Raw genomic sequence first — 23,974 nt, 5'->3', positions numbered from 1 at the left:
TAGGTTCTCTCTGCATGGGATTTATTTCGATGCGAAACCAAGGCTGTCCTTGATCCAGTACCAGCGGATGCCGAGGTCCATGACAGGCTTGCGGATCGCATGCCAGGCAAGGCGCGGTATATTTGTGGTTGGATAAACCATGGGGCGGCCTTCGGCGATATATTCGGCATACATCTTGCCAAAAGCGGTGGCCATGGCAACGCCCCGGCCATTATAGCCAAGCATGGCATGCAAGCCCGCAGTAGGATTGTGAAGATGTGGCAGGCCATCCATGGTCAGCGCCACGTGCCCGGACCAGTGATAATCGATGCCGATACCTTCGAGCTGTGGAAACAGCCGCACCATTCCGGCTTTCAACGCTTCCATCAGCGCGTTCTTTTCGTTCATTCCGACGGCGCCGCGTCCGCCAATAAGAAAACGCCCGTCTTCAGATTGGCGCATATAAAAAGCGATCTTGCGTGTTTCGGATAGAACCACTCCGCCTGGTATGATCTCCCGCCGCTGCTTTTCTGAAAGCGGCTCTGTCGCGATCAGCATGCTTTGCACCGGAAGAATGCTTTGAGCAAGACCCGGTACGAGGTTGTCAGTGTAAGCGTTGGTGGCGACAAGTGCTTCGCGCGCGCGAACCGACCCATTTGCGGTCTTTGCAATCCAGTCGCCTTTCTCCGGCATCAGAGAAGTAACGGAGGAATCTTCAAAAATCTGAACGCCGCGTGCCGTGGCGGCGCGGGCAAGCCCACGGGCATAATCCAGCGGCTGCAGAGCACCTGCGCGAGGATCGCGCCATCCGCCGAAATAGCGCTCAGTGCCGGAAAGTTCAGTAATCTGCGCGCGATCCAAAATCTCGACTTCGACGCCTTGTGCCTGCCATTGCCGCGCACGCTTATGGACGGCAGCGGTTGCAAGCTGGGAATGGGCGGCCTGTATCCACCCGGCTCGAACAGGAGAGCATTGGATATCATGTTCGCGTACAAGGTCGAAAACAAGATCGCCTACACCACCCACGAGGTCGATCATGCGCTTGCCGTGTTCTGGACCATAGGCAGCCAGAAGATCTTCTGGGTCATGCTTCAAACCGGGGATCACCTGTCCGCCGTTGCGTCCCGATGCGCCGAAGCCGACATGGCGCGCCTCAAGGATCACCACCGTTTTCCCGCGTTCGGCAAGGAACAACGCGCTGGAAAGGCCTGTAAAGCCACCTCCAACAATAACGACGTCCGCCTCATGCACACCGTTCAGTTTGGGATGATTCGGTTTTGCCTCGCCAGCTGCGTTCCACCATAATGAGCGTGAGAAGCTCTCAGGGCTGCTTGCCATTTTCATCTTTCTCCAGCGTTTTTTCGGCCTGTCGAGCGACTTCACTCGGGTTTGTTCACCCAGAGCACGAAGGCTTCGGCTTCACCATTATTGAAGAATCTGTGGCGGGTCGTTGAAGGCAGTGCAAATCCGTCACCTGCTGAAAGCAGGTACTGTGCGTCTTCAATCTGCAGCGTGAAACTGCCCGAAATGACGTAACCCAGCTCCTCGCCGGAATGCGTGTAGCATTCCTCACCGGAACTCCCGCCCGGAATGATCCGCACCGCGAAGGATTTCATGGTCTCAATGAGTTCAGGCGAAGCACGGTGCTTGATGACACCACCAGCGTTCAGCACTTCTGGCTGTTCTCCGGCACGCAATACATAGGGATTAGCTCGGGCAGCTGCGGCAAAGCCTTGCGGGTCGATGAGCTGGGCCGGGCTCATGGAGAGCACCTCGGCAATCGTATAGAGGGTGCGCACAGTCGGCGATACGAGGCCCCGCTCGATCTGTGACAAGGCACCCGTCGACAGACCAGAGACTTCCGACAGATAACCGAGAGTGAGACCCAGCGTCTGCCGTCGCAAGCGAATGCGCGCTCCGATATCCCCTGCGTCGTTGGGAGCAGGCTCGCTGGTCGGGGCGGTCGGGGATATTTCTGCCTTGTTCACTTTTGGCATCCTTTGATGGCTCTCGCTACAAACAGGATTGAATCGGGGTTGATTAGTTTTCACTATTCTGCTTCATATTTGATCTACGTTCAATAAACTAAAAACAAAATCCATCCAAAACATGGAGGGGGACATATCGGACATGGCTCACAAGGATACACCTTATTGGTGGGAAGCCGCTCCGCCGCGTAGCATCGAGAACCACGAGATCGAGCGGGATTGCGACGTTGCCATTGTTGGCGCGGGTTATGCGGGGCTTTGCGCTGCTCTTCATCTGGCGCGCGCAGGGCGAAAAGTTCAGGTTTTCGAGCGGGAACAACTGGGGTTTGGCGCTTCCAGCCGCAACGGCGGCTTTACCAGTGGCAATATTCGTCCCGACGACAAGACACTGGTGCGCAAGTTCGGCTTGGAGCGTGCGGTCAAGATTGCTGCTGAAGGCCATGAAGCGCGTCGCTTCATGATCGATTTTCTGGCTAATGAAGGCATCGACGCGGATTTCCAGCTTGTGGGACGGTTCAGCGGTGCGATGACGCGCGCCGAATATGACGATATGGCGCGAAGTGCTGAAGGTATCCAGCGCGCGACCGGCATTGAATCCTATGCGGTTCCCTTGAACGAGGTTCGCCGCCATATCGCCACGGACCTCTATGCTGGCGGCAGCGTGCGTATGGATATAGGCGGTCTGCATCCGGCAAAATTTCATGCGGAACTGGTGCGGCTTGCACTCGCTGAAGGGGTGCTGATTCACGCCGAATGCCGCGTAGAAGGTATCGACCAAGGCGCTGATAAAAAGACAGTAATTACCGCGCGTGGCCGCGCTCAGGCACGCGAAGTCCTTGTTTGCACGAACGGTTATACCGACCATTCGGACCGTTGGTTGCGTCAGCGGCTGGTGCCTTTGCGTTCACGAATCATCGCAACCGAGGATCTGGGTGAGGAACGTGTGCGCGACTTGGTGCCGGGGTTGAAAATGCTCACCGACACCCGTGCTATGACTTACTATTTCCGCCCATCGCCGGATGGACGGCGCATTTTGTTCGGTGGGCGTGACGTAACAAGCCGAGGCGACCCGGATAGTGCCACGCAGCGCAATTATGCAGAAATGTGCAGGGTTTTCCCTCAACTTGAAGGCGTTGGTATCTCGCATAGCTGGTTTGGCTATGTGGCGATGAATCGGGACATGGTGCCTCGAATTTTTCAACGTGGAGCGGTTCATTATGCAACCGGTTTCTGTGGCTCGGGTGTTGTCTGGGCTCCCTGGCTCGGCCTCAAAGCAGCGCAGAAAATACTGGGTGTACCGAACAGCGAGAGCAGTTTCGATTTTCGTCCCCCACGTCTTGTTCCTACGTGGCGCGGAAAAGCCTGGTTCATGCCGCTGGTTTTCGCCGACCTTGAACGGAAGGATCGCAAGTTGGAGGCAACCGCATCCAGTGAACGAGCATTGAGAAACAGCACGGGTTCTCAGGGTGGCCACAAGTGAGAAGCCGCAACGCGGACGCTGGTCACAACGAATTTCACTTTATCAAACGCGGTTTCACAACCGGCGTTACGAATAACAGGCTTATCGCTGCATTTAGGAAGGAGAATGTCATGCGTCTCAAGAAAATTTTCGGTCTGGCGGCTATGGCGGTCATCATGGGGGGCGCGATGCCTGCCTTGGCCCAGGAGGTCGTCAAAGTAGGCTCTTCGCCCACCGGTTTGCCGTTTACTTTTGTGAACACGGAAACCAAGGCGATGGATGGCGTATTGGTCGATGTAGTCAAGGCCATTGAATCGGATATCGGCATCAAGCCGGAATTCGAAGCCGTGCAGTTTTCGGCGCTCGTGCCATCGCTAACCTCGAACAAGATCGACATGATTGCTTCGGCAATGTTCATCACGGAAGAACGTGCAAAGGTCGTGGACTTCTCTGATCCTGTCTATGGTTATGGCGAAGGTGTCTTCGTACCGGTTTCGGATGATACTGCCTACAAGACCTATGCGGATCTCAAGGGCAAGACCATCGGCGTGCAGGTGGGGACCACTTTCGTCGATCTCTTCAAGAAGAGCGGGCTGTTCAGCGATGTTAAGGTCTACAAGGGCATTCCCGATATCATTGCTGACGTGAACGCCGGGCGTATCGATGCCGGTTTCGGGGATGGTCCGATGGCTGCGTATTATCTTTCGCAGGGCCGGTTCCCCAAGGTGAAGATGGTAGAGAGTTATGAAGCTTCGGCTGGCGGCGAGTTTGGCCTGGCCCTGCGCAAAGGCGATGAACGTATGCCCAAGATCAACGCGGCCATTGCCCGCATCAAGTCGGACGGTACGCTTCAGAAAATTCTTGCGAAATACGGACTGAAATAATTCCAGTGCGAGCATGGGGATCAATCCCCATGCTCGAAATTTCAGGTGTGCTCCACGCGCGCGTCCAAGCTGAAGCTCTTCATGCTTTTCGGTCTGCGCACGAGACGGGGCCTACCGGCCGCAAGGCCTAATCCCCGTTTGATCGCGCCAAATAAATAGAGTTAAAGCCAATGCAAAATTTTCTCATGGACATCCGCGAGTTCTTCCCGATCTTGCTGGAAGGCGTAAAATACACGCTTCTCGTGACCCTGGGTTCCCTTGTCCTTTCGACGCTTCTGGGGCTCGTTTGGGCGCTGATGCGGGTATCGGGGATCCGTTGGGTGTCGGCCATTGCCGCAGCTATCGTTAATGTGATCCGCGGTATCCCCATTCTGGTGCAGCTGTTCTATATCTACTTCGTTCTACCGGAATTCGGCATTGCGCTTTCCGCTCTTCAGGCTGGTATCATCGGTCTCGGCATTGCCTATTCGGCCTATCAGGCAGAAAATTTCCGCGCCGGTATCGAAGCCATCGACCATGGGCAGACGGAAGCCGCGCAGTCCATCGGTATGGGCTGGTTCATGACGATGCGCCGCGTGATCCTGCCGCAGGCTGTTCGTGTGATTCTGCCGCCTTACGGCAACATCATGGTCATGCTGTTGAAGGACAGCTCGCAGGCATCGGCCATCACCGTTGCTGAACTAACTCTACAAGGTCAGCTGCTTGCCTCTTCGACCTTCAAAAACATGAGCGTCTATACGCTGGTTGCCATGTTCTACCTCTGCCTGAGCTTGCCGTTGATGATGGCTGTCGGGCGTCTCGAAAAGCTCTTTGGTAAAAGAAACGGACACTGATCATGGCGATGATTGAAATAAAGAACGTCACCAAATCCTATGGTCCGCTTCAGGTTCTCAAGGGCATCAGTGCTGATGTGCAGAAGGGTGAAGTGGTCTGCCTCATAGGTCCCTCCGGTTCGGGAAAATCCACGATGCTGCGCTGCCTGAACGGGCTGGAAACCTATCAGGGCGGCGATATTCTGATCGAAGGCCAGCGGGTCAACGCGAAGGATCGTTCGATCCACGATATTCGCACGCGAATGGCGATGGTCTTCCAGCGGTTCAACCTGTTTCCCCATCGAACCGCACTTGAGAATGTCATTGAGGGGCCGGTCTACGTCAAAGGTGAAAAGCCGGCCGAAGCTCGCAAATATGGCGAGCATCTGCTTCAGCGTGTGGGTCTCGGAGACCGGGCCAACCATTATCCGGGCCAGCTTTCCGGAGGTCAGATGCAGCGTGTTGCGATTGCTCGCGCCTTGGCGATGCGGCCGCAGGCAATCCTTTTCGATGAGCCCACGTCTGCGCTCGATCCTGAACTGGTGGGCGATGTGCTCGATGTCATGCGTAGTCTTGCCGATGAGGGGCTCACCATGCTGGTGGTGACGCACGAGATGGGTTTTGCCCGCGACGTAGCTGACCGTGTACTTTTTCTCGACGGCGGCGTCATCGTTGAACAGGGTAAGGCCAAGGACGTGCTCGGCGCACCCCAGCATCCGCGTACACAGGACTTCCTGCGCCGCGTTCTCAATCATTGATCCAAATTTACGCGTGACACATGCCTTGTGTCGCGCTGGAGGCGTCATGGCTTTCTATTGTTATCTGGATGCAGCGCGGACCGAGCAGATTCGCGACGTGTTTGCCCACGAACTGCCGGAGATGGAGTTCCTCTCCGGCGCGTTGGATGCAGACACTGCGGCAAGGGTTCGTCATTTATTATGCTGGCAGGTTCCTGAAGGGCTGGCGGAGCGCTTCCCTGCATTGGAAATCATTTTCTCAAGTGGGGCGGGCGTAGAGCAATTTCTTGAAGCAGATATTCCTTCTCACGTTCGCATTGTCCGCATGACCGAGCCAGGTCTTGCACGGATGATGCAGGAATATGTGACGCTCGCCGTGCTGTCCGTATTCCGGCAATTGCCCGCTTATCTGAAACAAAGCCGTGACGAGATTTGGCAGACGCTTCCTCAGCCAAGTGCGCATCGCCGCCGGGTGGGTGTAATGGGGCTTGGATATCTTGGACAGGCCGCGTTGACGGCGCTCAAGCCTTTCGGTTTCCCACTGTCCGGCTGGAGCCGCAGCGAGAAGAATATTGAGGGTGTGCAGTGTTTTTCCGGTGAGGATGGGCTTCACGAATTCGTTGCGCAAACAGACATACTGGTTTGCCTTCTGCCGCTCACAACGGAGACGGAGGGCTTGATCAATGCCGGGTTTATTGCGCGCCTGCCGAGGGGGGCAAGTGTGGTTCTGGTCGGTCGCGGGCCGCATACGGATTATGATGCGCTTCTTACAGCTCTCGATAGCGGACATCTTTCGTCGGCTTTCATTGACGTGACTGCACCTGAACCACTTCCATCGGCGCATCCCCTCTGGTCGCATCCAAAAGTAATCCTTACCCCCCATATTGCTTGCGTGACTGACAGCCATGGAGCGGCTGACATACTCGTTGAAAACCTGCAGCGGCTGCAGACGGGCGAAGCGCTTATGGGGGAGATTGACCGCAAGCGAGGCTACTGAAGCAGAGGGGGGAGCCATAACGTTGGCGATCGATCAACGAACCTCCATCGTGGCGGGGTGCAGTTTGATATTGTTCACTCCGTTGCGGCAACAAGGCGTTTGCATGCGCTGACCAGATCAGGTTCCGACAGCAGTGCACCGCCGACGAGGTACATGATGTCATTGCCGTAAGCTTCGCGCATTTCCGGGATGCGGGCGAAGGTCATGCCGCCGCCGGGAGCGGCGACGATGGCCTTGGGACCACCCATATCCACGGAGCAGGTCTTTGCGATCGATTGACATTCCTCGCGAGTAAAGCCGAAACGGCCACCGAAATTTGGATAGACCACGGCGTCAGCGCCCATCAGGCGGTGCAGCGTGCCAAAAAAGGCACGGTGCGAGAAGCCACAATCGGGTGAGACGACGTTGGCGCCGGAAAAGGCCGGGTGCGAGACGATAGGCAGGGAAAAATCCGAATCTGCAGCAAGTGTACGCACGATATCATAGCCTGCAAGCGCTGGAGCGATCATCACACCGCCTGCGCCGTATTCCTGCGCCTGCTTTGCCCGCTCGATGATCGCGGTTGCAGGGCCTGTGATGTTAGGAACGAAACTCGTGCGACCGCCGCTCTTCGCATTAGCCTCGCCGACCGCCTCAATACAGGCCTTCAGCCGCTCCTCGAAGGGAGCGGTCTTCTGGTCGACGAGACCGTGGTCGTCCTTCACAAAATGCATACCGCCCAGCGTGAAATCATAGGCGAGGCGGGCAAGCTCCGTAGTCGACAGGCCGGCCGGCTTGATGGCGGACATCAAGAGCGGCTTTTCGCCGATGCCAGCGCGGGCACGCAGGCCTACTATGCCGTGGCGTGGTCCCTTGCACAGATCAAGCAGGCCCGGCGACAGGCCAATATCCTCGACCTTGATGCCGGGCTTGATGGAGCTGTTACCGAAGACGATGTTGAGAAACTGCAGGAAATCCCCGCCGATATCGTCCTCCGAATAGGAGATTGCGGCGAGAAATCCCGGTCTGCCTTCGGGATCCTGGAGCAGGCTTTCCAACCGACCGAGTATCTCGTCCTCGACATAGCCTTTCGGCACGACGTTGCGCGGGATTTCCACGGTCTGTTCCAGCGCGATGTCGAGCGCACGCGCTTTGGCCTCCGCCTCGTCGGCGGCGCGCACGAAATAGGTAACCGTAAAGCGCGGTGCCATCAAAGCGCCTCGGCCTTCTGTGCGGAATGCACATGATCGAGGCGCACTTCCACCAGCTCCTCTTCGCCGATGGCGAGATTCTTGCCGACAAGTTCTTCAATTGCCGAAACCAGAGCGCCAGCATCAAGCCCATATTTCTTCATGAGATATGGCTTCGAGGCGCCGTGCGCAAAAGTGTCGTTGAGACCAAGGCGCTTGAGGCGGATACCAAGCCCTTCTTCCGCAAGGATTTCCGAGACAAGCGAGCCGAGGCCGCCGATGATGGTGTGGTTTTCCAGCGTGACGATACCCTTCTTGCCGCGCGCGGCTCTCAGGAGACCGTCCTTATCGAATGGTTTCAGCGTGGAGGCGTGAAGATGATGGATGCCGACACCACGCGCGGCAAGTGGGCCGGTGGCGCGCAGCGCTTCCTCGGTACATACGCCGGAAGAGACGACGAGGATATCGTCGCCTTCCGAGAGCGTGCGCAGCTTATTGAATTCAAAGGGCGTTGAAAACAGACGAGGTACTTCGCCGCGCAGGATGCGCACATAGACCGGGCCGTCGATGCTGTCGGCGACTTCCAACACAGTCTCGACTTCCGTCGCATCACCCGTTTCGAGGATCGTCATGTTCGGTACCGCGCGCAACACGGCAATATCCTCAATCGCCTGATGCGTAATGCCGCCCGGTGTGGTGATGCCGGGAAGGAACCCCATCAATCGCACCTTGCGATTGGAATAGGCAATCGAGTTGATCAGCTGGTCATAGGGCCGTCGATAGAGGAAAACTGAAAAGGTATGGATGAACGGCCGGAACCCCTGCATGGCGAGACCGCCAGCAAAGGACAACATGTTCTGTTCGGCCATGCCGAGAGTGAGAAACTGCTCCGGATGCCGATCGCGAAAACCGTCGACTTCGCAAGACGAGGTGAGATCAGCCGAAAGGCACAGAACTTCCGGACGCGCGGTGGCGAAGGCTTCGAAAGCCTTGGCGTAAGGGCGGTTGACGATTTCGACCATTGTCAGGCCCTTTCCATCGCAGTGAGTTCGATACCGAGTTCGATGGCAAGTGCCGTCTGCATTTCCTGCCTCTCTTCCGCGCTCTTGAATCGGACATAGTGCAGGCGCGGGAAACGCTTTTTCAGAAAATCCATGCCCTGGTAAGGCGAGGTGTTGGCGAGGATGACAAGTGGTTTGCCAGCTTCCGCGCTCTCGGCAGCTGCACGTAGTGCGCCCAGATCGTGGCCATCCACCGAACGGCAGGTGACCCCAAAGGACGCCACACGGGACGCAAGGTCGCCAAGGTCGAGCACGGAAGACATGGCGCCGTCGCATTGCTGGCGGTTTACATCGACGATCACGCGGATGTTGTCGATCTTGTGGTAGCTCATCGCCGCAAGACATTCCCAGGTCTGGCCTTCCTGGAATTCGCCGTCGGACATATAGACCCAGACTTTGCCGGGCTCCTTTTTACGCAGCCGCGCCCAGGCAACGCCTGACGCCATGGAAAGCCCCTGGGCCAGCGATCCTGTGGTCACTTCCATGCCGGGGCTATGTTCGGCGCCGATCATTTCGACGGAACCGCCATCCTTGTTGAAATGATCAAGCGCGTGTTCGTCCATCCGTCCCATTTCGATCAGCACGGAATAGATGACGAGCGCATAATGGGCAGGCGAGATGAAGAAGCGGTCGAAGTTCGGACCGACGGGACCATGATATCCGGCGCCGGTGAAGGCATCCGGATTATGCGCCGAAGGCACGCCACGGAAAGGCAACGGCACTTTCGGCAGGGTTGGCTCGCCGAGCGTCAGCAACTCATTGTAGAGCAGCGCAAGGCTCTCGGCGGCGGAGCAGGCCTGGCTCAGATAGCCGCCATTGTTCTTCATCGTATGGAAGAAGACCCGTCGACGGATGCCGAGTGCGATTTCCTCGGTGGATTTTTCGTTGGTCAGAATCATCGTCTCAGCTCCTTTCCGGGAAGAGCGCCTTCAGGCCTTCAGGCGACGGCGTTGCGATGCCGCGCTCCGTGATGAGGCCGGTGATGAGGCGGGCTGGCGTGACATCAAAGGCGGGATTGGCGGCAGGGCTGCCTTCGGGCGAGATGCGGACGCTCGCAATGGACCCATCGGCGGCGCGGCCCTGGACGAAGCTCACTTCGTCGGCGGTGCGTTCTTCGATCGGGATTTCCTTGACGCCGTCCTGCACCGTCCAGTCGATGGTTGGCGAGGGGAGTGCAACATAGAACGGCACGTCGTTGTCACGCGCCGCGAGCGCCTTGAGGTAGGTGCCGATCTTGTTGCAGACATCGCCGTTTGCAGTGGTGCGATCTGTGCCGACGATCACCATATCGATATCGCCGTGCTGCATCAGATGTCCACCGGCATTGTCGACGATCAGCGTGTGCGGCACACCATGGCCGTTCATTTCCCAAGCCGTCAGATAGGCACCCTGATTGCGCGGACGCGTCTCATCGACATAGACATGGACCGGGATTCCTTCTTCAACGGCCATATAGATCGGCGCGGTCGCGGTGCCATAATCGACGGTAGCAAGCCAGCCGGCGTTGCAATGGGTAAGGATGCGCACGGGCTCGCCCGGCTTCTTTTTCGAAGCGATCTCGCGAATGACATCGAGGCCGTTCGCGCCGATTGCGCGGTTGAGCTCAACATCTTCTTCGGCGATCTCGGCGGCACGCTTATAGGCAGCATCCGCACGTTCTGCCTCAGGCAATGGACGCAGATATTCGCGCATCGCATTCAGCGCCCAGCGCAGGTTGATGGCGGTGGGGCGGGTCTCGTTGAGTTCTTCCCATACGGCATCGAGGTGAGCATCCGAGGGGTCTTTCGCCATCGCGATGGCAACGCCGTAGGCGGCGGTGACGCCGATCAGCGGCGCGCCGCGTACCCACATGTCGCGGATTGCATCGGCGACATCGGCGACGGTTTTCAGTGTTACGACACGGAATTCATGCGGCAGCCAGCGCTGGTCGATGATGTCAACGGAGCGACCGTCTTCGTTCAGCCAGATCGTATGGTAGTGGCGTTCTCCGACTTTCACGCGAGAATCTCCTTTTCAAGCCGTTCCACGGTCTCTCGGATATCCCGAAGACTATGGATGCGCTGCCGGTTGACGGCGAGGTGACGCCCGAACTTCAGCGCCTTGCTCTCGCAAGAAGCGCGGCGGTCGGGGTCGGTGATGGTTTCAAAATCGGCATTGTGGGCAAGACCCAGGATGCGGCGATGGGTTTCGATGCCGGCAAAGCCCAGCATTTCGTGCCAGATCTCGTCGATGACGATGTTGAGTGCCTGTTCGGCGGCAAGCGGGTCCTGGCGATCTTCGAAGAGGCTTGCCTGATAGAGGATACCCTTACGCTCCGTACGCCACAGGGCAGCGAATTCGGCGCGGAACGTTTCCCAAAGTGTGTCGATCGTATCCAGAAGATAGGCACGCATGCTGTCGCGAGCGCCGGGTGCAGTCTCATGACCAGCCTGTGAAAAATAGCTCATCCAGAAATTGGCGATCAGCATACCGACGTCGAAGCTGATCGGACCGTAAAAGGCAAATTCCGGATCGATGACACGGGTCTCATCGTCGGTCACCATGACCGAACCGGTGTGCAGGTCGCCATGGCATAGTGTTTCAGCCTTGGCAGAGAAGAGGTGTTTCAGCCGCTGCGCTTCCACCTTGAGCTCGCGGTCGGCGCGCAATTCCGCCACGATTGGATCGAGCTGCGGTGTGGTGTGGTGATTGAGCTTTGCCTCGAAATAGGGATCGGAAAAGACGAGATTTTCCGTGATGTCACAGAGCTCGACATTGTCAGAGAACAAGGCGACGTCCGCTTTCTTCTCGCGGGTCACCATGGAAAGGTCGGACCCCCGGAAAAGAGTACGAGCAACGAAGAGGCCGAGGTCACGACCGATCTTCGGAAGTTCGCGACCGTCAATCAAAGCGCGGCGCAGAATGATGTGCGGGGTCAGGAATTCCATGACGATGATTGCCTGGGCTTCGTCAAAGAACAGGATTTCCGGCACCATACCCGGGTCACGCGCACCCTGGCGCTTGAGAGCGTGATATTCGAAAAACGAGCGTTTGAGCGGAAGCGGCCAGCTTTCGCCGACGAGGCGCACGTAAGGCAGTGCCTGCTTGACGATCACAGCGCCCGCTTCGCCTGTGACGATGAAGACCAGATTGAGATTACCGTCACCAACTTCCCTGATGGCCCAGCGTGACGAATCGCTCCCGACCTTCTCTTTCATGGCGGCATTGCCACCAAGCCGAACTGGCAATGTCTCTGTACTCAGCGCCTCGAAGACGTGGCTGTCCATAATGCTCTCCTCCTGCGCATGGGCCGCCTCCACCATGCGCCGCCATGCCGTCTTTCCCACAGCTAAGGCATCATTCTGTCAAATGTCAATGGCCTTGACATTTGATGGCAGCCTATCTTAACGTGGCGTCAGTGGGAGGAATTTATGAGCGAACAGCCAGTGTTTCGCATTGAGGGCGTGCGCAAATCCTTTGGACCGGTGACGGTCTTGCAAGGTGTTGACCTCGACCTCAAAGCAGGCGCAGTGACGGTTTTGATGGGGGCCAACGGCGCCGGAAAATCGACGCTCGTGCGCATCCTCTCGGGCGTCTATACACGCGGTGCCGGCACTATCACGCTGGCAGATGCTGCCTTTGATCCAGCGACGCCCGCCGAGGCAATCCGTGCTGGCGTTGTCACAGTGCATCAGAACATCAATGACGGCGTCATCGCCGATCTCGATGTGGCGACCAATCTCACGCTCGATCGGTTGAACGGGCGTGGTGCGCGGCTTTTTTTCAATCCGCGCCGGGTGCGTCGCGAAGCGGCGGCGGTCGCCTCGCGCATGGGCCTTGCCATCGACCTTTCGGCCAAAATCACTGACCTGACACTTGCGGATCGCCAGATGGTGGCGATTGCGCGTGCCATGGCGCATGAACCGAAGGTACTGATCCTCGACGAACCAACATCGTCGCTTTCCAGTGCCGAGGCGGATCGTCTGTTCGACCTCGTTGATCGGTTGAAGGCGCGGGGTGTCGCCATTCTCTATATCTCGCACCGCATGTCGGATATTCGTCGCCTTGCCGACAGCATCGTGTCGCTGCGCGACGGTCGCATCACTGGCCGTTTCGAGGGGCCGGAACTCGATTACGAGGGCGCGGTCAATGCCATGCTGGGGCGCAAGGTGTCGGCTGGTGCCGTTGCCGTGCGTGACGCAAGTCGTCCGGTCTTTAGCGTGCGGGGCCTTAAGCTTTCCGAACAGGCGCGACCCTTCGATTTCGATCTCGGGGATGGTGAGATCGTCGCGGTCACGGGTCTTGTTGGTGTCGGCAAGACGGCACTTGCTGAAACGCTGTTTGGTGCGCGGACCCCGGAAGCAGGCGAAATGACGTTGGATGGTGTGAACTACGCACCGAAGACGACTGGTCAAGCGATAGCCAGAGGCGTTTTCCTTGTCGCCAAGGACCGTGCGATCAGCGGCATCGTGCCGGACTTCAATATCTACGAAAATATCAGCTTGCCATTCTTACGCCGGCTTTCGACTTTCGGCATTTCAAGCCGACGGGCAGAGAAGGCAACGGCGCGCCAGCAGATTTCGTCGCTCGGTGTCGTCTGCCGCAATGAGCGTGACGAGATGCAGACGCTGTCGGGCGGCAACCAGCAGAAGGTTATGGTCGGTCGCTGGCTTTCCGAGCCATCGCGACTGCTCATCCTCGATGAGCCCTTCCAGGGAGTTGATATCGCCGCTCGTCGCGACATAGGTGAGAAGCTGCGCGCTTCTGCGGCAGGGCGCACCACAATTCTTTTCCTGACGGAGCTCGACGAAGCCTTCGAAGTCGCCGACCGCATTCTCGTGATGTCGGAACACACTATCGTGGGCGAGCACCGCAATGTCGACATCGATGTCGAGCGGCTGCTCTCCGAGATTGCCGGACAATCCCATCAACAGGTCAGTGCATGATGATAAGTGAACAGAGCAAATCCACCGCCACCGGCGCAATTCCGCCTGCGGGCCTGAATATCCGGGAAACCGCGATCAAATATGGCTTCCTCGTGCTGCTTGCTGGCATGGTGCTCTATTTCTCGGCTGTGACCGGTGGTTTCGCTTCGCCCCAGAGCGCGGTCTTTATCCTGCAATCCGTGTCTATCACCGGTATTCTTGCACTTGGTGTCACCGCGACGCTCGTTGTTGGCGGTTTTGATCTTTCCATCGGTTCCGTCGCAACGACTGCCATGATGGCTTCGTCTTATGTGATGGTGGTCATGGGTGGGGACGCCCTGACGGCGACACTTGTTTGCCTTGCCGTCGGTGTGCTCGTCGGTTTGGTCAATGGGATCATCATCGTCTATATGCGCGTTCCCGATCTTCTGGCGACGCTCGGAATGATGTTCCTGCTGCTCGGCCTGCAACGCATCCCGACTGAAGGACGCTCGATTGCAACGGGCATGACGTTGCCGGATGGCTCGACGGCAGCCGGTGCTTTCAGTCCGGCCTTTCTGGCGCTTGGCCGTCATCGTTTCGATTTCATCCTGCCCAATCTGGTGCCAGTTTCGGTAGTGGTGCTGATCGTGCTGGCCATCGTCATCTGGTTCTTCCTTGAATATACCCGCTTCGGCCGGATGATGTACGCTGTCGGCTCCAACGAGCGCGCGGCAAGCCTCGCTGGCGCGCCGGTCAATGCCTACAAGATCTCGGCCTATATCATCTCCGGCGTCTTCGCCTCGATCGGCGGCATTCTGCTTGCCGCCCGCCTCGGGCGCGGGGATATCGCCTCGGGCAATAATCTGCTTCTCGATGCCGTTGCCGCGGCCCTCATTGGTTTCGCAGTGCTTGGCGCTGCCAAGCCGAATGCGTTCGGCACTGCCGTTGGCGCTCTCTTCGTCGGCATTCTTTTGCAGGGCCTGACGATGATGAACGCGCCTTACTACACACAGGATTTCGTCAAGGGCGCCGTGCTCGTCATGGCCCTGATTTTCACCTTTGCGCTCTCGAAAAGAGGCAAACGCTGAGGCGGGAACCTTCAGCGGGCTAACAATATTGATCAGTGGAGGAGACTGACATGAATTTCACGCGTAGAACCCTGGGCAAGCTGACGCTCGGGCTGATGGCTGCAGCAACATTTGGTACGCCATCCTTTGCGGCCGATATGCCGAAACCCTTTGACAAGCCGGGAGAGGTGAAGATCGCACTCGTGCGCTATCTGTCGACCGGCGACTTCTTCCAGTCCTACCTCGCGGGCGTTGAAGCACAAGCCAAGGCGTTGGGTGTTCAGCTGCAGGTGTTCGACAGCCGTCAGGATGCAGCTCTGCAGGCCGATATGGTCGATCAGGCCATTGCGCTTGGTGTGCAGGGCATCATCATCCAGCACGGCCTGACGGAATCCATGAAGGAGGCCGCCAAGCGTGCGGTCGACGCGGGCATCAAGGTGGTCGCTTTCGATGTGAACGTCGAGAACGAGAATATCCCGCAAGTCGAGCAGTCCGATCATGATCTCGCTCGTTTGGCACTTGAGCAGGCGATCAAGGACAATGGCGAGAGCTTCAAGGCTGGCTATGTCTATGTCGCAGGCATCGCACCGCTCGACCGTCGTGACGAGAAATGGAAAGAGTTCAAGGCGAAATATTCCGGCATCAAGGAAGCCGCCCAGTTCGGCACGATGGACAATCCCATTGCAAATTCGGTCGCCAATCAGGCACGCTCGGTGATCTCCGCCAACCCTGACATCACGGTGATGTTTGCACCCTATGACGAATTCGCCAAGGGCGTGAAGATTGCGGTCGACGAAGCTGGTATGTCTTCCGACGTGAAAATTTACTCGGCGGATATCTCGACCTCCGACATCGCCGCCATGCGTGAATCCGGTTCTGCATGGGTTGCGACGGCAGCGACCAACCCGGCTGTAGTTGGTCAGGTGTCTGTACGCTCGCTCGCCATGCTGCTGGCCGGTGAAAATCCTGGCAAGCAGGTCATCGTGCCGCCGACCCTGATTACGCAGAAAGATCTCAACGATCAGGACATCAAGAATATGGAAGAGCTCGGCACGAAACTGCCGCAGTTCGCTCATGCCGATGTTGCCATGCCTGCATGGATGCCGAAGCCCTGATTTAGAGCATTTCCAGCAAAGGTGCGAAGCGGCTCTGTGTAGGATAATGCGCCGAAACAACTGCTCTAGGCATGACGGAATGAAGAAGGGGCGGTCCATCGGACCGCCCCTTTCTGTATGTCTGGAAGGCTGAAGCAGTTGTCTGCACCAGCCCAAAAGATCAACGCATGGCTGCTGCGATATTGCCGCCATCGACTGTAGTCACGTCGGCAGTCGTGCGTTCGGCTAGTGCGTGATGGACAAAGGCACGGGCAACGTCTTCAGCCGTCACTTCAAGGCCAAGCAGATTGCCGCCCATATAGTCCTTGACGGAGAGGCCGCGAGCCGCAGCCCGATTGGCAATCATCTCATCGTTCAGCAGGCCGGAACGGATACGATCGGCATTGACCGCATTGACGCGGATGTTGTCGGCACCGTGTTCCAGCGCGTATTGGCGCGACAGGAAGAGCGTTGCCGCTTTCGGCAGGCCGTAGGCACCGAATTTCGCGCCGGGATTGACGGCCTGCTTGGAGGCATTGAACAGCAGAACGCCGCCGGTTTTCTGTGCCTTCATGATGCGCACGGCATTTTGTGCGACGGTCTGATGAGCGAAGAAATTGAGCTCGAAACTCTTGCGCAGCAGCGTGTCGTCCATCGTGGCGATAGGGCTTTCCCAGGCCGCGCCGGCATTTGACACCGCAATATCGACGCCGCCAAATGTTGCGACTGCCTTGTCAAAGGCGGCTCGCACAGATGCGGGATCGGTGATGTCGCAGGCAATGCCGATGGAACTGTTTCCGGCAGCCTTCGCAACCGCCGAAGCCTTCTCGCCATCGAGATCGAGCGCAACGACATGAGCGCCCTCGGCTGCAAAGGCCTTGACGACGGCAGCACCGATGGCCCCCGCACCGCCAGTGACGACAGCGACCTGCCCAGTGAACGGTTTCGGCTTGGCGCCCGCGAGCTTTGCCTGTTCGAGCGACCAATATTCGAGATCGAAGAGATCGGGACGACTGACCGGCTCAAAGCGACCAACGGATTCGGCATCGCGCGCTGCTTCGATCCACATCTCGCCGACATCGACGGCGATGGTCGCATCCTTGAAGGTTCGACCATGGCCAAACATGCCAAGGCCGGGCACCAGCGTCAGGCGCGGCATGGGGTCGAGCATGGTGCGCTTGACGTCGTCGCGCGCATCGTTGCTACGGAAATATTCGGTGTAATTGGCGACGAAGGTTGCGACGTGCTCGTCGATGACGGCACGGTAGCCGGCGAGATCATCCGTGGCCGGTGCGGGCAACACCATAGGGCCGGTCTTGATGCGGATTGAAAGATCGGGTGTGGAGACACCGCGCGCCGCCATGTCCGCGACCTCGCGGGCATTGACGAAATCGAGAATAGCCGGAGTTGTGCGGAAAACGCTGACCATCCGGTCATAGCGGCCTTCTCCCTTGTCGACGGCAACTGCGCCGCGCAGCATGGAGACGATATCGCCGGGCCTTGCCAGCGAAGCAGGCAGGGTAGCGGGCGTGAACGGATTGCGACCGTGGTTCTTGACGTGATCCTCCGCGACCGTGACATAGTGAATCATCCGGTCATAGGCTTCCTTCGCAGTGTCGCCAAAGGTGAAGATGCCGTGCTTGTCGAGGATCAGGCCCTCAACCGTCGAGTCCTGTTCGAACACTTCGGCGGCCGCTTTGGCGAGCGCGAAGCCGGGCATGATATAGGGCACAAAGCCCATTTTCTTGCCGAAGAGTTCTGTGCTCATTTTCTGGCTCTCGGCCTGATCCGCAATGGCGAGAATAGCCGTCGAATGTGTGTGGTCGATGAACTTGTGCGGGAGGAAGGCATGCAGTAGCGCTTCTACCGAAGGGTTCGGAGCGGCGGGTTCGATGAGATTGGCGCGCAGCAGCGTCACCATATCCTCGTCCGAAAGCCTGTCGAGTTTGCGGCTCTTGAGAAGGGCGTCGATTTTCACAGCGGGCAGGCCTGCCGGTTCGATAGTTCCCATGTCCCAGCCGCTGCCTTTGACGCAGAGCACCGCATGCGTGTCGCCGACGAGGTCTGTCACCTCGGTTTTTACCGACGTGTTGCCGCCGCCATGTAACACCAGTCGTGGCTCGCCGCCCAGAAGCCGCGTCGTATAGGTACGCAGCGCCAAATCGCGGTTGACGCCTTTCGCGGCGTATTCGGCGATGACCTTTTCCGCTTCGTCATCGCGCCAGAGATTTTCCATGGTAGTCAGCCTCCCGATAAACCGGCCCGGCCGGCATCGGCGGACCCAAACTTTTCTGGCTCAAGCCTTGCTTGAACCGCCTTTGCCGAGCCCATCCTTGCTCCAGCGATCCAGAATCCGACGCGCCATCGAGGTGGTAATGACGAGATGGGAAGCAAAGCCGCCCTTCAATGCCGCCACCAGCGGCTCGAACTTGTTGTCTTCCTGCACGACAAGCATGCGTTTCTTGATGGCGCGAATGGAAGCGAGGTCGGCGGAAATGCAGCGCCTGTTGTGATTGCAATCCAGCCATTGGCCATCGCGGTCTATGAGCTGACCGGCAATGACCCCGGCAGCGCCCTTTTCGCCCATGGCATGCATGTCGGCGGCCGAAAGCGCGCCGCATTTAACGAGATGGCTGTCATCCTCAATACCGCCGACGGAATAAAGCGCCAGATTGCAGTCCGGGATTGTAGCGAGCTGTTCTTTGATGACAGGTTCACCGCGCAATTCATCAGCGAGGCGCTCGGAAGAGAGAACGAGCGGCGCATAGAAGTTGATGCCTTCCGCATTGAGACGGCGGGCGATTTCCGTAGTGCACTGGTCCGGCCTATAGGAATAGGGCGCACCGAGATTGCCGCAGAGCTGGACAACGGTAACGCCGCTCAGATCCGCGAAAGGCATTACGTCGGCAATGTGATAGACGGTGCGGCCCCAGGCAACGCCGACGCGGTCGCCCTTGTTGAGGAGTTCAAGGAAAACAGAAGCTGCGACGACAGGCATTTCAGCTGCGGGATCCATCGCTTGACGGTCTTCCGGCACCAGCCAGACAGTGTTTAGGCCCGTCGCGTCTTCCAGTTCGCGCGCCAGCACATCGTCTGAAAACAGTTCCGAGGAGGTCGAGATGGTAACAATCCCCATCTCGCGGGCCTTGCGCAGATACATTGCAATCGAGGCGCGGGAGATTTCGAGACGTTGGGCCACTTCGTCCTGGCGCAGGCCGTGCGTATAATAAAGCCAGGCGGCCTTGTGGATGATCTGGTCATTCGGTCGGACAGGCATTGAGGTTCTTTCGTTGGATATTCTGACATTAGTCACTGATGCTGACAAAAGTCAATGCTCCAACATGGTGCGGCAGCGTGATGGTTGACGAGAAACGACGACCTGCCGTCGCGGTCGCAATATTTTGCAACGCGACGATGGAAGAAGGTAGTTCCATTGCTACCGGTATTCCTTGGTTTGCATCTTCCCCGACGAACACATTAGGCACCCTTGCGCGTACACCATTTGTCGACTTTGATGCCAGAACTTGAAGCGAGATGGTGTTACACAATCTCATTGAGTTTGAAACCCGGCTGAATAGATTGAGGAAGTGCGCGAAAAAGCCCTTGAACGATCAGCTGACCGTAATACGCTATGGTCGATGATGGCTTTCGATCTTTCCAAACAATTTTGAAAAACGGGGTGGGACCACGCGCCGATGACCAAAGACTATCCATGGCGTAGTGTTCTTAACGACGAACTGCATTCGCGTCCGTCGATTTATTTTGATGCTCCGGCAGTGGTTTGGCATGAAGCTTTTTTTGTCGGAAACGAGACCACGCGTGTTCCCGACACTCTTCTAAAGCTGGGATTGAAGAATACCAGTGACGGCAAAAGCGGTATTGCACAAACGACAAGCGGTCGCATCAAGTGGGAAATCCACGCTGAATTTGTATCGCTGACCTATGTCATTCAATGGAGCGGCGACTACAATGCCATCCCGCTCAGAGAAGAAATCTGGATCAAACTCGTCAATGAAATGCCGGGACAGCGCATCAATTCCATTGAAATTGTCGTTGGTCTTGCGGGTACGCATGATGCGAAGCTTATGCTCGGTGCAGAAACGGATACAGATGTTGCCGTTTCTGCAATAGGCAATTGCGACGCTGAAATCTGGTCGACGTTTCGGTTCAACGAAGCCAACGCGACGCGCTTTGTCCTGCTCAATCACAATCTCAATGCGTTTCGGACCGGACGTATGGTTCGGCGATTACTCGAAATCGAAGATTACCGTCTCATGGCGTTGATCAGCCTGCCGCTGGCGCAGGACACTTTTGCACGTTGTTCCGAGTTCGAGACCCGGTTGCAGACAATCGTTGATGCACTTGGCAAAGAAGCCCACCAGCAGGAACGTCTTCTCAAGGATTTGGCACAGCTTGCCAGCGAAATTCTCGACGTATCGGTCAATACGGGGGAGCGCTTCAGCGCCACTGCTGCCTATGCGGAACTGGTGTTTGCGCGGCTTGCTGAATTGCGCGAACAACATGTCGATGGTTATCAAAGGCTCGGCGTATTCATCGAGCGTCGTTTCCGCCCCGCTATCAGGTTTTGCGCGCAAGCCAGCAGACGCGTCGAGAATTCAGCCACCCGCGTTGCCCGCGCCAGCGATTTGTTGCGAACGTCGGTTCAGGTTGAGTTGGAGCAGCAAAACCTGCAACTGCTGGAATCGATGGAAAAACGGGTGCAGGTGCAGACCAAGCTTCAGGAAGCCGTTGAAGGGTTCTCTATCGTCGCCATCAGCTATTACGCCATCGGTCTCTACAAGACGCTACTGGAAAGCCTGAGCCATGTTGAAGTTATCTCCGGTCTGAAAACGCTTCTGACGCTTGCGGGCTTCCCGGTAATCATTGTTGCCGTGTGGTATCTTGTGCGCCGGGCGAAAAAACTTACCCATCTCTGACCGGTGAACTGTTTTCGTTACAGGTTGGATATCGCTTGGCGGGAAGTTTGACTTCGGAGTAAGCATAGATGAGCGGTTGCTAAAGCCTGAAATTTTCATTTGTCTAGATGGATTGAACATGGCCACAGATGGTATTTCTTCGCTCCCAGTTTCCCAGTCAGTTGTCGGAAAGCTGACGAGAGCCGCTATCTTTCTTGTCGTAACCATCAACGAGGGCGTTGATGCAGAGCGGACGGTTCGGGGGTTGTGCGCGGACCTTTCAAGCCTTGTACGAGGCGTTGGATTTCGGCGGTTGAATGGACAGCTCTCCTGCATAACCGGTTTTGGTTCGGAGGCTTGGGACCGGCTCTTCGGCTCACCAAAGCCGAAAGAACTGCATGCGTTCCGGGAGATTCGCGGTGTTCACACGGCTGTATCGACACCCGGCGATATTCTTTTTCACATACGCGCAGACAGCATGGATCAGTGCTTCGAGCTGGCCAGCCACATTATGTCCAGGCTTTCAGGTAACGTTGCAGTTGTTGATGAGGTGCACGGTTTCAAGTTTTTTGATGACCGCGACCTGTTGGGTTTTGTTGATGGCACGGAAAACCCGGTTGATCAGGCAGCCTTGTCGGCAACTCTCATCGGCAATGAAGACCCGGAATTTTCCGGCTGTAGCTACGTAATCGTCCAGAAGTATCTTCATGACCTCGATAGCTGGAACAAAGTCCCCGTTGAGGAACAGGAGAATATAATAGGTCGGCACAAGCTTTCCGATATTGAGCAACGCGATGAGCAAAAGAAACCCTACGCACACAATGTACTGACAAACATTGAAGAGAATGGAGAGCAGTTGCAGATCGTGCGTGACAACATGCCCTTTGGCGAGATTGGAAAAGGCGAGTTCGGAACTTATTTTATCGGCTTTGCCCGTTCGCCGTCACGTATTGAAAAAATGTTGGAGAATATGTTCATCGGCAACCCGCCGGGAACCTATGACCATGTTCTCGATTTTAGTCGTGCGGTAACGGGCTCTCTGTTCTTCGTTCCCACGGTGAACTTTCTTGATGACGTCACCCCGGACACAAAAAACAACAGGAAGCTTTGATGCTTGAAACGCACGTCGGATGTCTGTGTCGTTAAGGACCTGGCGTCATCTGACAATCGGCCAACTGCGAACCAGCAAACGTCGCGGTCGGTTACCGTCTTCAAATGCTCGATACGGCTTCCTCTAATCGCCCTTGGAAAAGTGGTAAATTATACATTCTTAAATTATTATATAATTAACACAAAGAGTTACTTATATATTGGCGTTGAAAGGTTTTCGTATTTGATGTCAAATAACAATGCAAAGATAATTAGCTTTGCTTAGTAAATATGGAGAAATATTATTATGATTAAGAAAACTTTTATTACGCTTTTTATTGCTCTTGCTCCTTTTGCAGCCCATGCCGGGACCATGAAGTCGCCAGTAGAATCGGGCGTTGCTCAAAAGTCCCCGGCAGCGACGACCCTGTTCCAGGGCAATGGTGGCAACAATACTGGTAATGGCAACAGCGGCTCCGGTAACTCCGGTGACAATAGCGGCAACGGCAACACCAACAACGGCGGCCGTTGGTAAAATAAATGAAGCGCCTACCTGAGATATGGTAGGCGCTTATAATAGGTATTATGGGGGCTCTGGGGCGAAAGTTGTTCAGCGCTTTGTCTTTCGACATACTTGTGCCGCAGGGTCTTCATCGGCATACTCGCTGTCACCGACGACTTTACGATAATACTCCACCAGAGCCTTGTTTACACCTCCAGCGCGATAGCGCTCGATTGACCAGCCGATGGCACTCCAGTTCTGGAGCCGCGTATTCCTGTTAAGAGATTTCTCGTAGTGGCACTTGGTGAACATCAAGCACGTTCTGCACTTTGAAAGGCCAAGGCCTTGGTCGGCATCGTCGCCGAGATGTTCAAAATAGAGACCTTCTATATCGCTCAAATTATCGCGAGCCAGGGCAGTCTTCTGGAAGGCCGCCTGGCTCGCGCTGGTCTGGGAAATAATATTATAGACCTAGTCTAAGCGATCAATACAACCTCCAAATTTTGGTCAACTTTAGTTGTTATTGCCATTTCCGCTATAGTCTCCGCTATTTCCACTGCCAGAATTGTAGCTATTTACGATATTGTTATAATCTTTTTTGGATCTATTTCTGTTATTCAACAGCAATATTGGCAGAGTGCTGGATAGCGTGCTGCTGGATGAACTAATCAAAGCATTGGCGATGCTACTTTCGGATCCAACCGCGTGGGATACCAATTCGCTCTTCTTGTTTGGGCGAATATGAAAAGTTTTAACGCCGGTTACAGTAGGGGAGAGCCCTTTTCCGTCAGACCCAACGGTAACGACATCTTGATATGTGTCACCATTACTTAATTTATATGGGGGAAGCACTTTTGAACTCGGCGTCGAGCAGCCAAATAAAAAGAAAGGGATGCAATAAATAAATAAATTGTTCTTCATTTTATAGTCCTCATTTTTAAATATATAAATAGTATAATTATGTATTTATAATAAATGTTATAGTATAGAATTAGTCATAATAATATGACTATCGTATCTTATTTTATTAGATTTATATATCGCTATTGATTGCTATCTCAAAAAATTAACTATTCCATGGCGGTATTCTTTTTTTGTATATAATTTCCTTATTTTCTGAGATCAGATTGCTGGCAAAATTGGATGCTTATTCGAGCGTCTATTTGAATTCTAGAAAGCATGAGTTTGCATGAGCGTGTATTCATGATCGCGGTTTGTCTTTCGAGGAATTACTGGGCTCCGTGGGCTTACCGGACGTGTTTCGTTCCCGGAGAAGATCTCTTTTCGTTTCTCGCTAGAGGTGGTCACCGTCCTGCCAGGCTGATCATTCAGTT

23 protein-coding genes are annotated in these 23,974 nt (G+C 56.0%); 11 read left to right on the top strand and 12 right to left on the bottom strand.

Annotated elements, in window-relative coordinates:
- Window positions 1-21: 21 nt before the first annotated feature.
- Both OHI65_RS03865 and OHI65_RS03860 read right to left on the bottom strand, forming a co-directional pair.
- Window positions 22-1,317 carry an NAD(P)/FAD-dependent oxidoreductase gene (locus tag OHI65_RS03865; protein ID WP_125302668.1) on the bottom strand — a complete coding sequence of 432 codons (1,296 nt, stop codon included), beginning with the start codon at window positions 1,315-1,317 and terminating at the stop codon, window positions 22-24.
- Window positions 1,318-1,358: 41 nt separating this feature from the next.
- A complete protein-coding gene (locus tag OHI65_RS03860; protein WP_125302671.1) occupies window positions 1,359-1,976 on the bottom strand; it encodes a cupin domain-containing protein in 618 nt (205 codons plus the stop codon).
- A gap of 133 nt (window positions 1,977-2,109) precedes the next feature.
- On the opposite strand from OHI65_RS03860, the gene OHI65_RS03855 reads away from it, so the two are divergent.
- The 5 genes from OHI65_RS03855 (at window position 2,110) to OHI65_RS03835 (ending at window position 6,856) form a co-directional block, all read left to right on the top strand.
- Entirely contained in the window at window positions 2,110-3,447 is a 1,338-nt protein-coding gene (locus OHI65_RS03855) for an NAD(P)/FAD-dependent oxidoreductase (RefSeq protein ID WP_125302673.1), read from the top strand.
- Window positions 3,448-3,557: 110 nt separating this feature from the next.
- Entirely contained in the window at window positions 3,558-4,310 is a 753-nt protein-coding gene (locus tag OHI65_RS03850) for an ABC transporter substrate-binding protein (RefSeq protein ID WP_010660474.1), read from the top strand.
- Between the two features lie 170 nt (window positions 4,311-4,480).
- Window positions 4,481-5,143: an amino acid ABC transporter permease gene (locus OHI65_RS03845; RefSeq protein WP_011983115.1), complete on the top strand. Its 663-nt coding sequence runs from the start codon at window positions 4,481-4,483 to the stop codon at window positions 5,141-5,143.
- 8 nt (window positions 5,144-5,151) lie between these two features.
- Entirely contained in the window at window positions 5,152-5,880 is a 729-nt protein-coding gene (locus tag OHI65_RS03840; RefSeq protein WP_010660472.1) for an amino acid ABC transporter ATP-binding protein, read from the top strand.
- A gap of 46 nt (window positions 5,881-5,926) precedes the next feature.
- Window positions 5,927-6,856 (top strand): 2-hydroxyacid dehydrogenase, encoded by a 930-nt coding sequence (locus OHI65_RS03835; RefSeq protein WP_125302676.1) that lies wholly within the window; start codon window positions 5,927-5,929, stop codon window positions 6,854-6,856.
- A gap of 74 nt (window positions 6,857-6,930) precedes the next feature.
- Here OHI65_RS03835 and OHI65_RS03830 read toward each other — a convergent pair whose 3' ends face one another.
- From OHI65_RS03830 to mtnK, 5 genes are read right to left on the bottom strand one after another with little or no spacing between them, the layout of a single operon-like run.
- Window positions 6,931-8,046, bottom strand: coding sequence for a RuBisCO large subunit C-terminal-like domain-containing protein (locus OHI65_RS03830; RefSeq protein ID WP_125302678.1), 1,116 nt, complete (start codon window positions 8,044-8,046; stop codon window positions 6,931-6,933).
- Entirely contained in the window at window positions 8,046-9,047 is a 1,002-nt protein-coding gene (locus OHI65_RS03825) for a transketolase family protein (protein ID WP_011983111.1), read from the bottom strand. Before OHI65_RS03825 ends, OHI65_RS03830 begins: the two co-directional genes overlap by 1 nt.
- 2 nt (window positions 9,048-9,049) lie before the next feature.
- Window positions 9,050-9,985 (bottom strand): transketolase, encoded by a 936-nt coding sequence (locus OHI65_RS03820; protein WP_125302681.1) that lies wholly within the window; start codon window positions 9,983-9,985, stop codon window positions 9,050-9,052.
- Window positions 9,986-9,989: 4 nt separating this feature from the next.
- Window positions 9,990-11,084: an S-methyl-5-thioribose-1-phosphate isomerase gene (mtnA, locus tag OHI65_RS03815; RefSeq protein ID WP_011983109.1), complete on the bottom strand. Its 1,095-nt coding sequence runs from the start codon at window positions 11,082-11,084 to the stop codon at window positions 9,990-9,992.
- Window positions 11,081-12,352, bottom strand: coding sequence for an S-methyl-5-thioribose kinase (gene mtnK / locus OHI65_RS03810; protein WP_011983108.1), 1,272 nt, complete (start codon window positions 12,350-12,352; stop codon window positions 11,081-11,083). Before mtnK ends, mtnA begins: the two co-directional genes overlap by 4 nt.
- 144 nt (window positions 12,353-12,496) lie before the next feature.
- Here mtnK and OHI65_RS03805 point away from each other — a divergent pair, with 144 nt between their 5' ends.
- The 3 genes from OHI65_RS03805 to OHI65_RS03795 are packed head-to-tail and all read left to right on the top strand — an operon-like array spanning window position 12,497 to window position 16,154.
- On the top strand, window positions 12,497-14,011 hold the full coding sequence (locus tag OHI65_RS03805; protein WP_125302683.1) for a sugar ABC transporter ATP-binding protein: 1,515 nt from the start codon (window positions 12,497-12,499) through the stop codon (window positions 14,009-14,011).
- Window positions 14,011-15,060: an ABC transporter permease gene (locus OHI65_RS03800; RefSeq protein WP_185758036.1), complete on the top strand. Its 1,050-nt coding sequence runs from the start codon at window positions 14,011-14,013 to the stop codon at window positions 15,058-15,060. Before OHI65_RS03805 ends, OHI65_RS03800 begins: the two co-directional genes overlap by 1 nt.
- A gap of 50 nt (window positions 15,061-15,110) precedes the next feature.
- Complete coding sequence (locus tag OHI65_RS03795) at window positions 15,111-16,154, top strand: substrate-binding domain-containing protein (protein WP_011983105.1); 1,044 nt, start codon at window positions 15,111-15,113, stop codon at window positions 16,152-16,154.
- A 160-nt stretch (window positions 16,155-16,314) separates the two neighbouring features.
- Here the strand turns inward: OHI65_RS03795 and OHI65_RS03790 are convergent, their stop codons facing one another.
- The 3 genes from OHI65_RS03790 to OHI65_RS03780 are packed head-to-tail and all read right to left on the bottom strand — an operon-like array spanning window position 16,315 to window position 19,567.
- On the bottom strand, window positions 16,315-18,369 hold the full coding sequence (locus OHI65_RS03790) for a bifunctional aldolase/short-chain dehydrogenase (protein WP_125302686.1): 2,055 nt from the start codon (window positions 18,367-18,369) through the stop codon (window positions 16,315-16,317).
- 60 nt (window positions 18,370-18,429) lie between these two features.
- On the bottom strand, window positions 18,430-19,410 hold the full coding sequence (locus OHI65_RS03785; protein WP_011983103.1) for a sugar-binding transcriptional regulator: 981 nt from the start codon (window positions 19,408-19,410) through the stop codon (window positions 18,430-18,432).
- A gap of 28 nt (window positions 19,411-19,438) precedes the next feature.
- Window positions 19,439-19,567 carry a hypothetical protein gene (locus tag OHI65_RS03780; RefSeq protein ID WP_255414844.1) on the bottom strand — a complete coding sequence of 43 codons (129 nt, stop codon included), beginning with the start codon at window positions 19,565-19,567 and terminating at the stop codon, window positions 19,439-19,441.
- A 261-nt stretch (window positions 19,568-19,828) separates the two neighbouring features.
- Between OHI65_RS03780 and OHI65_RS03775 the strand changes: the two genes are divergently transcribed.
- From OHI65_RS03775 to OHI65_RS03765, 3 genes are all read left to right on the top strand, one after another.
- Window positions 19,829-21,070 (top strand): DUF3422 domain-containing protein, encoded by a 1,242-nt coding sequence (locus OHI65_RS03775; protein WP_011983101.1) that lies wholly within the window; start codon window positions 19,829-19,831, stop codon window positions 21,068-21,070.
- Between the two features lie 118 nt (window positions 21,071-21,188).
- Complete coding sequence (locus OHI65_RS03770) at window positions 21,189-22,160, top strand: Dyp-type peroxidase (RefSeq protein WP_151689224.1); 972 nt, start codon at window positions 21,189-21,191, stop codon at window positions 22,158-22,160.
- A 285-nt stretch (window positions 22,161-22,445) separates the two neighbouring features.
- Window positions 22,446-22,673, top strand: coding sequence for a hypothetical protein (locus OHI65_RS03765; RefSeq protein ID WP_040128498.1), 228 nt, complete (start codon window positions 22,446-22,448; stop codon window positions 22,671-22,673).
- 75 nt (window positions 22,674-22,748) lie between these two features.
- Here the strand turns inward: OHI65_RS03765 and OHI65_RS03760 are convergent, their stop codons facing one another.
- Window positions 22,749-23,039 (bottom strand): hypothetical protein, encoded by a 291-nt coding sequence (locus OHI65_RS03760; RefSeq protein WP_148101592.1) that lies wholly within the window; start codon window positions 23,037-23,039, stop codon window positions 22,749-22,751.
- 114 nt (window positions 23,040-23,153) lie between these two features.
- Complete coding sequence (locus tag OHI65_RS03755) at window positions 23,154-23,561, bottom strand: hypothetical protein (protein ID WP_125302694.1); 408 nt, start codon at window positions 23,559-23,561, stop codon at window positions 23,154-23,156.
- Window positions 23,562-23,974: the final 413 nt, after the last annotated feature.

Source organism: Brucella sp. MAB-22, from assembly GCF_025908475.1.
GTDB lineage: Bacteria > Pseudomonadota > Alphaproteobacteria > Rhizobiales > Rhizobiaceae > Brucella > Brucella anthropi.
The sequence above is the reverse complement of the archived record's forward strand: the minus strand, read 5'-3'. Positions and strand labels throughout refer to the sequence as shown.

What these genes read in the sequence shown, in the direction of transcription:
- OHI65_RS03830 (WP_125302678.1), bottom strand. Translation starts at nt 8,046, where the DNA reads ATGGCACCGCGCTTTACGGTTACCTATTTCGTGCGCGCCGCCGACGAG.
- OHI65_RS03780 (WP_255414844.1), bottom strand. Translation starts at nt 19,567, where the DNA reads ATGGAACTACCTTCTTCCATCGTCGCGTTGCAAAATATTGCGACCGCG.
- OHI65_RS03795 (WP_011983105.1), top strand. Translation starts at nt 15,111, where the DNA reads ATGAATTTCACGCGTAGAACCCTGGGCAAGCTGACGCTCGGGCTGATG.
- OHI65_RS03755 (WP_125302694.1), bottom strand. Translation starts at nt 23,561, where the DNA reads ATGAAGAACAATTTATTTATTTATTGCATCCCTTTCTTTTTATTTGGC.
- OHI65_RS03820 (WP_125302681.1), bottom strand. Translation starts at nt 9,985, where the DNA reads ATGATTCTGACCAACGAAAAATCCACCGAGGAAATCGCACTCGGCATC.
- OHI65_RS03790 (WP_125302686.1), bottom strand. Translation starts at nt 18,369, where the DNA reads ATGGAAAATCTCTGGCGCGATGACGAAGCGGAAAAGGTCATCGCCGAA.
- OHI65_RS03860 (WP_125302671.1), bottom strand. Translation starts at nt 1,976, where the DNA reads ATGCCAAAAGTGAACAAGGCAGAAATATCCCCGACCGCCCCGACCAGC.
- OHI65_RS03800 (WP_185758036.1), top strand. Translation starts at nt 14,011, where the DNA reads ATGATAAGTGAACAGAGCAAATCCACCGCCACCGGCGCAATTCCGCCT.
- OHI65_RS03850 (WP_010660474.1), top strand. Translation starts at nt 3,558, where the DNA reads ATGCGTCTCAAGAAAATTTTCGGTCTGGCGGCTATGGCGGTCATCATG.
- OHI65_RS03770 (WP_151689224.1), top strand. Translation starts at nt 21,189, where the DNA reads ATGGCCACAGATGGTATTTCTTCGCTCCCAGTTTCCCAGTCAGTTGTC.
- OHI65_RS03865 (WP_125302668.1), bottom strand. Translation starts at nt 1,317, where the DNA reads ATGGCAAGCAGCCCTGAGAGCTTCTCACGCTCATTATGGTGGAACGCA.
- OHI65_RS03775 (WP_011983101.1), top strand. Translation starts at nt 19,829, where the DNA reads ATGACCAAAGACTATCCATGGCGTAGTGTTCTTAACGACGAACTGCAT.
- OHI65_RS03835 (WP_125302676.1), top strand. Translation starts at nt 5,927, where the DNA reads ATGGCTTTCTATTGTTATCTGGATGCAGCGCGGACCGAGCAGATTCGC.
- OHI65_RS03765 (WP_040128498.1), top strand. Translation starts at nt 22,446, where the DNA reads ATGATTAAGAAAACTTTTATTACGCTTTTTATTGCTCTTGCTCCTTTT.
- mtnK (WP_011983108.1), bottom strand. Translation starts at nt 12,352, where the DNA reads ATGGACAGCCACGTCTTCGAGGCGCTGAGTACAGAGACATTGCCAGTT.
- OHI65_RS03805 (WP_125302683.1), top strand. Translation starts at nt 12,497, where the DNA reads ATGAGCGAACAGCCAGTGTTTCGCATTGAGGGCGTGCGCAAATCCTTT.
- OHI65_RS03785 (WP_011983103.1), bottom strand. Translation starts at nt 19,410, where the DNA reads ATGCCTGTCCGACCGAATGACCAGATCATCCACAAGGCCGCCTGGCTT.
- OHI65_RS03825 (WP_011983111.1), bottom strand. Translation starts at nt 9,047, where the DNA reads ATGGTCGAAATCGTCAACCGCCCTTACGCCAAGGCTTTCGAAGCCTTC.
- OHI65_RS03845 (WP_011983115.1), top strand. Translation starts at nt 4,481, where the DNA reads ATGCAAAATTTTCTCATGGACATCCGCGAGTTCTTCCCGATCTTGCTG.
- OHI65_RS03855 (WP_125302673.1), top strand. Translation starts at nt 2,110, where the DNA reads ATGGCTCACAAGGATACACCTTATTGGTGGGAAGCCGCTCCGCCGCGT.
- OHI65_RS03840 (WP_010660472.1), top strand. Translation starts at nt 5,152, where the DNA reads ATGATTGAAATAAAGAACGTCACCAAATCCTATGGTCCGCTTCAGGTT.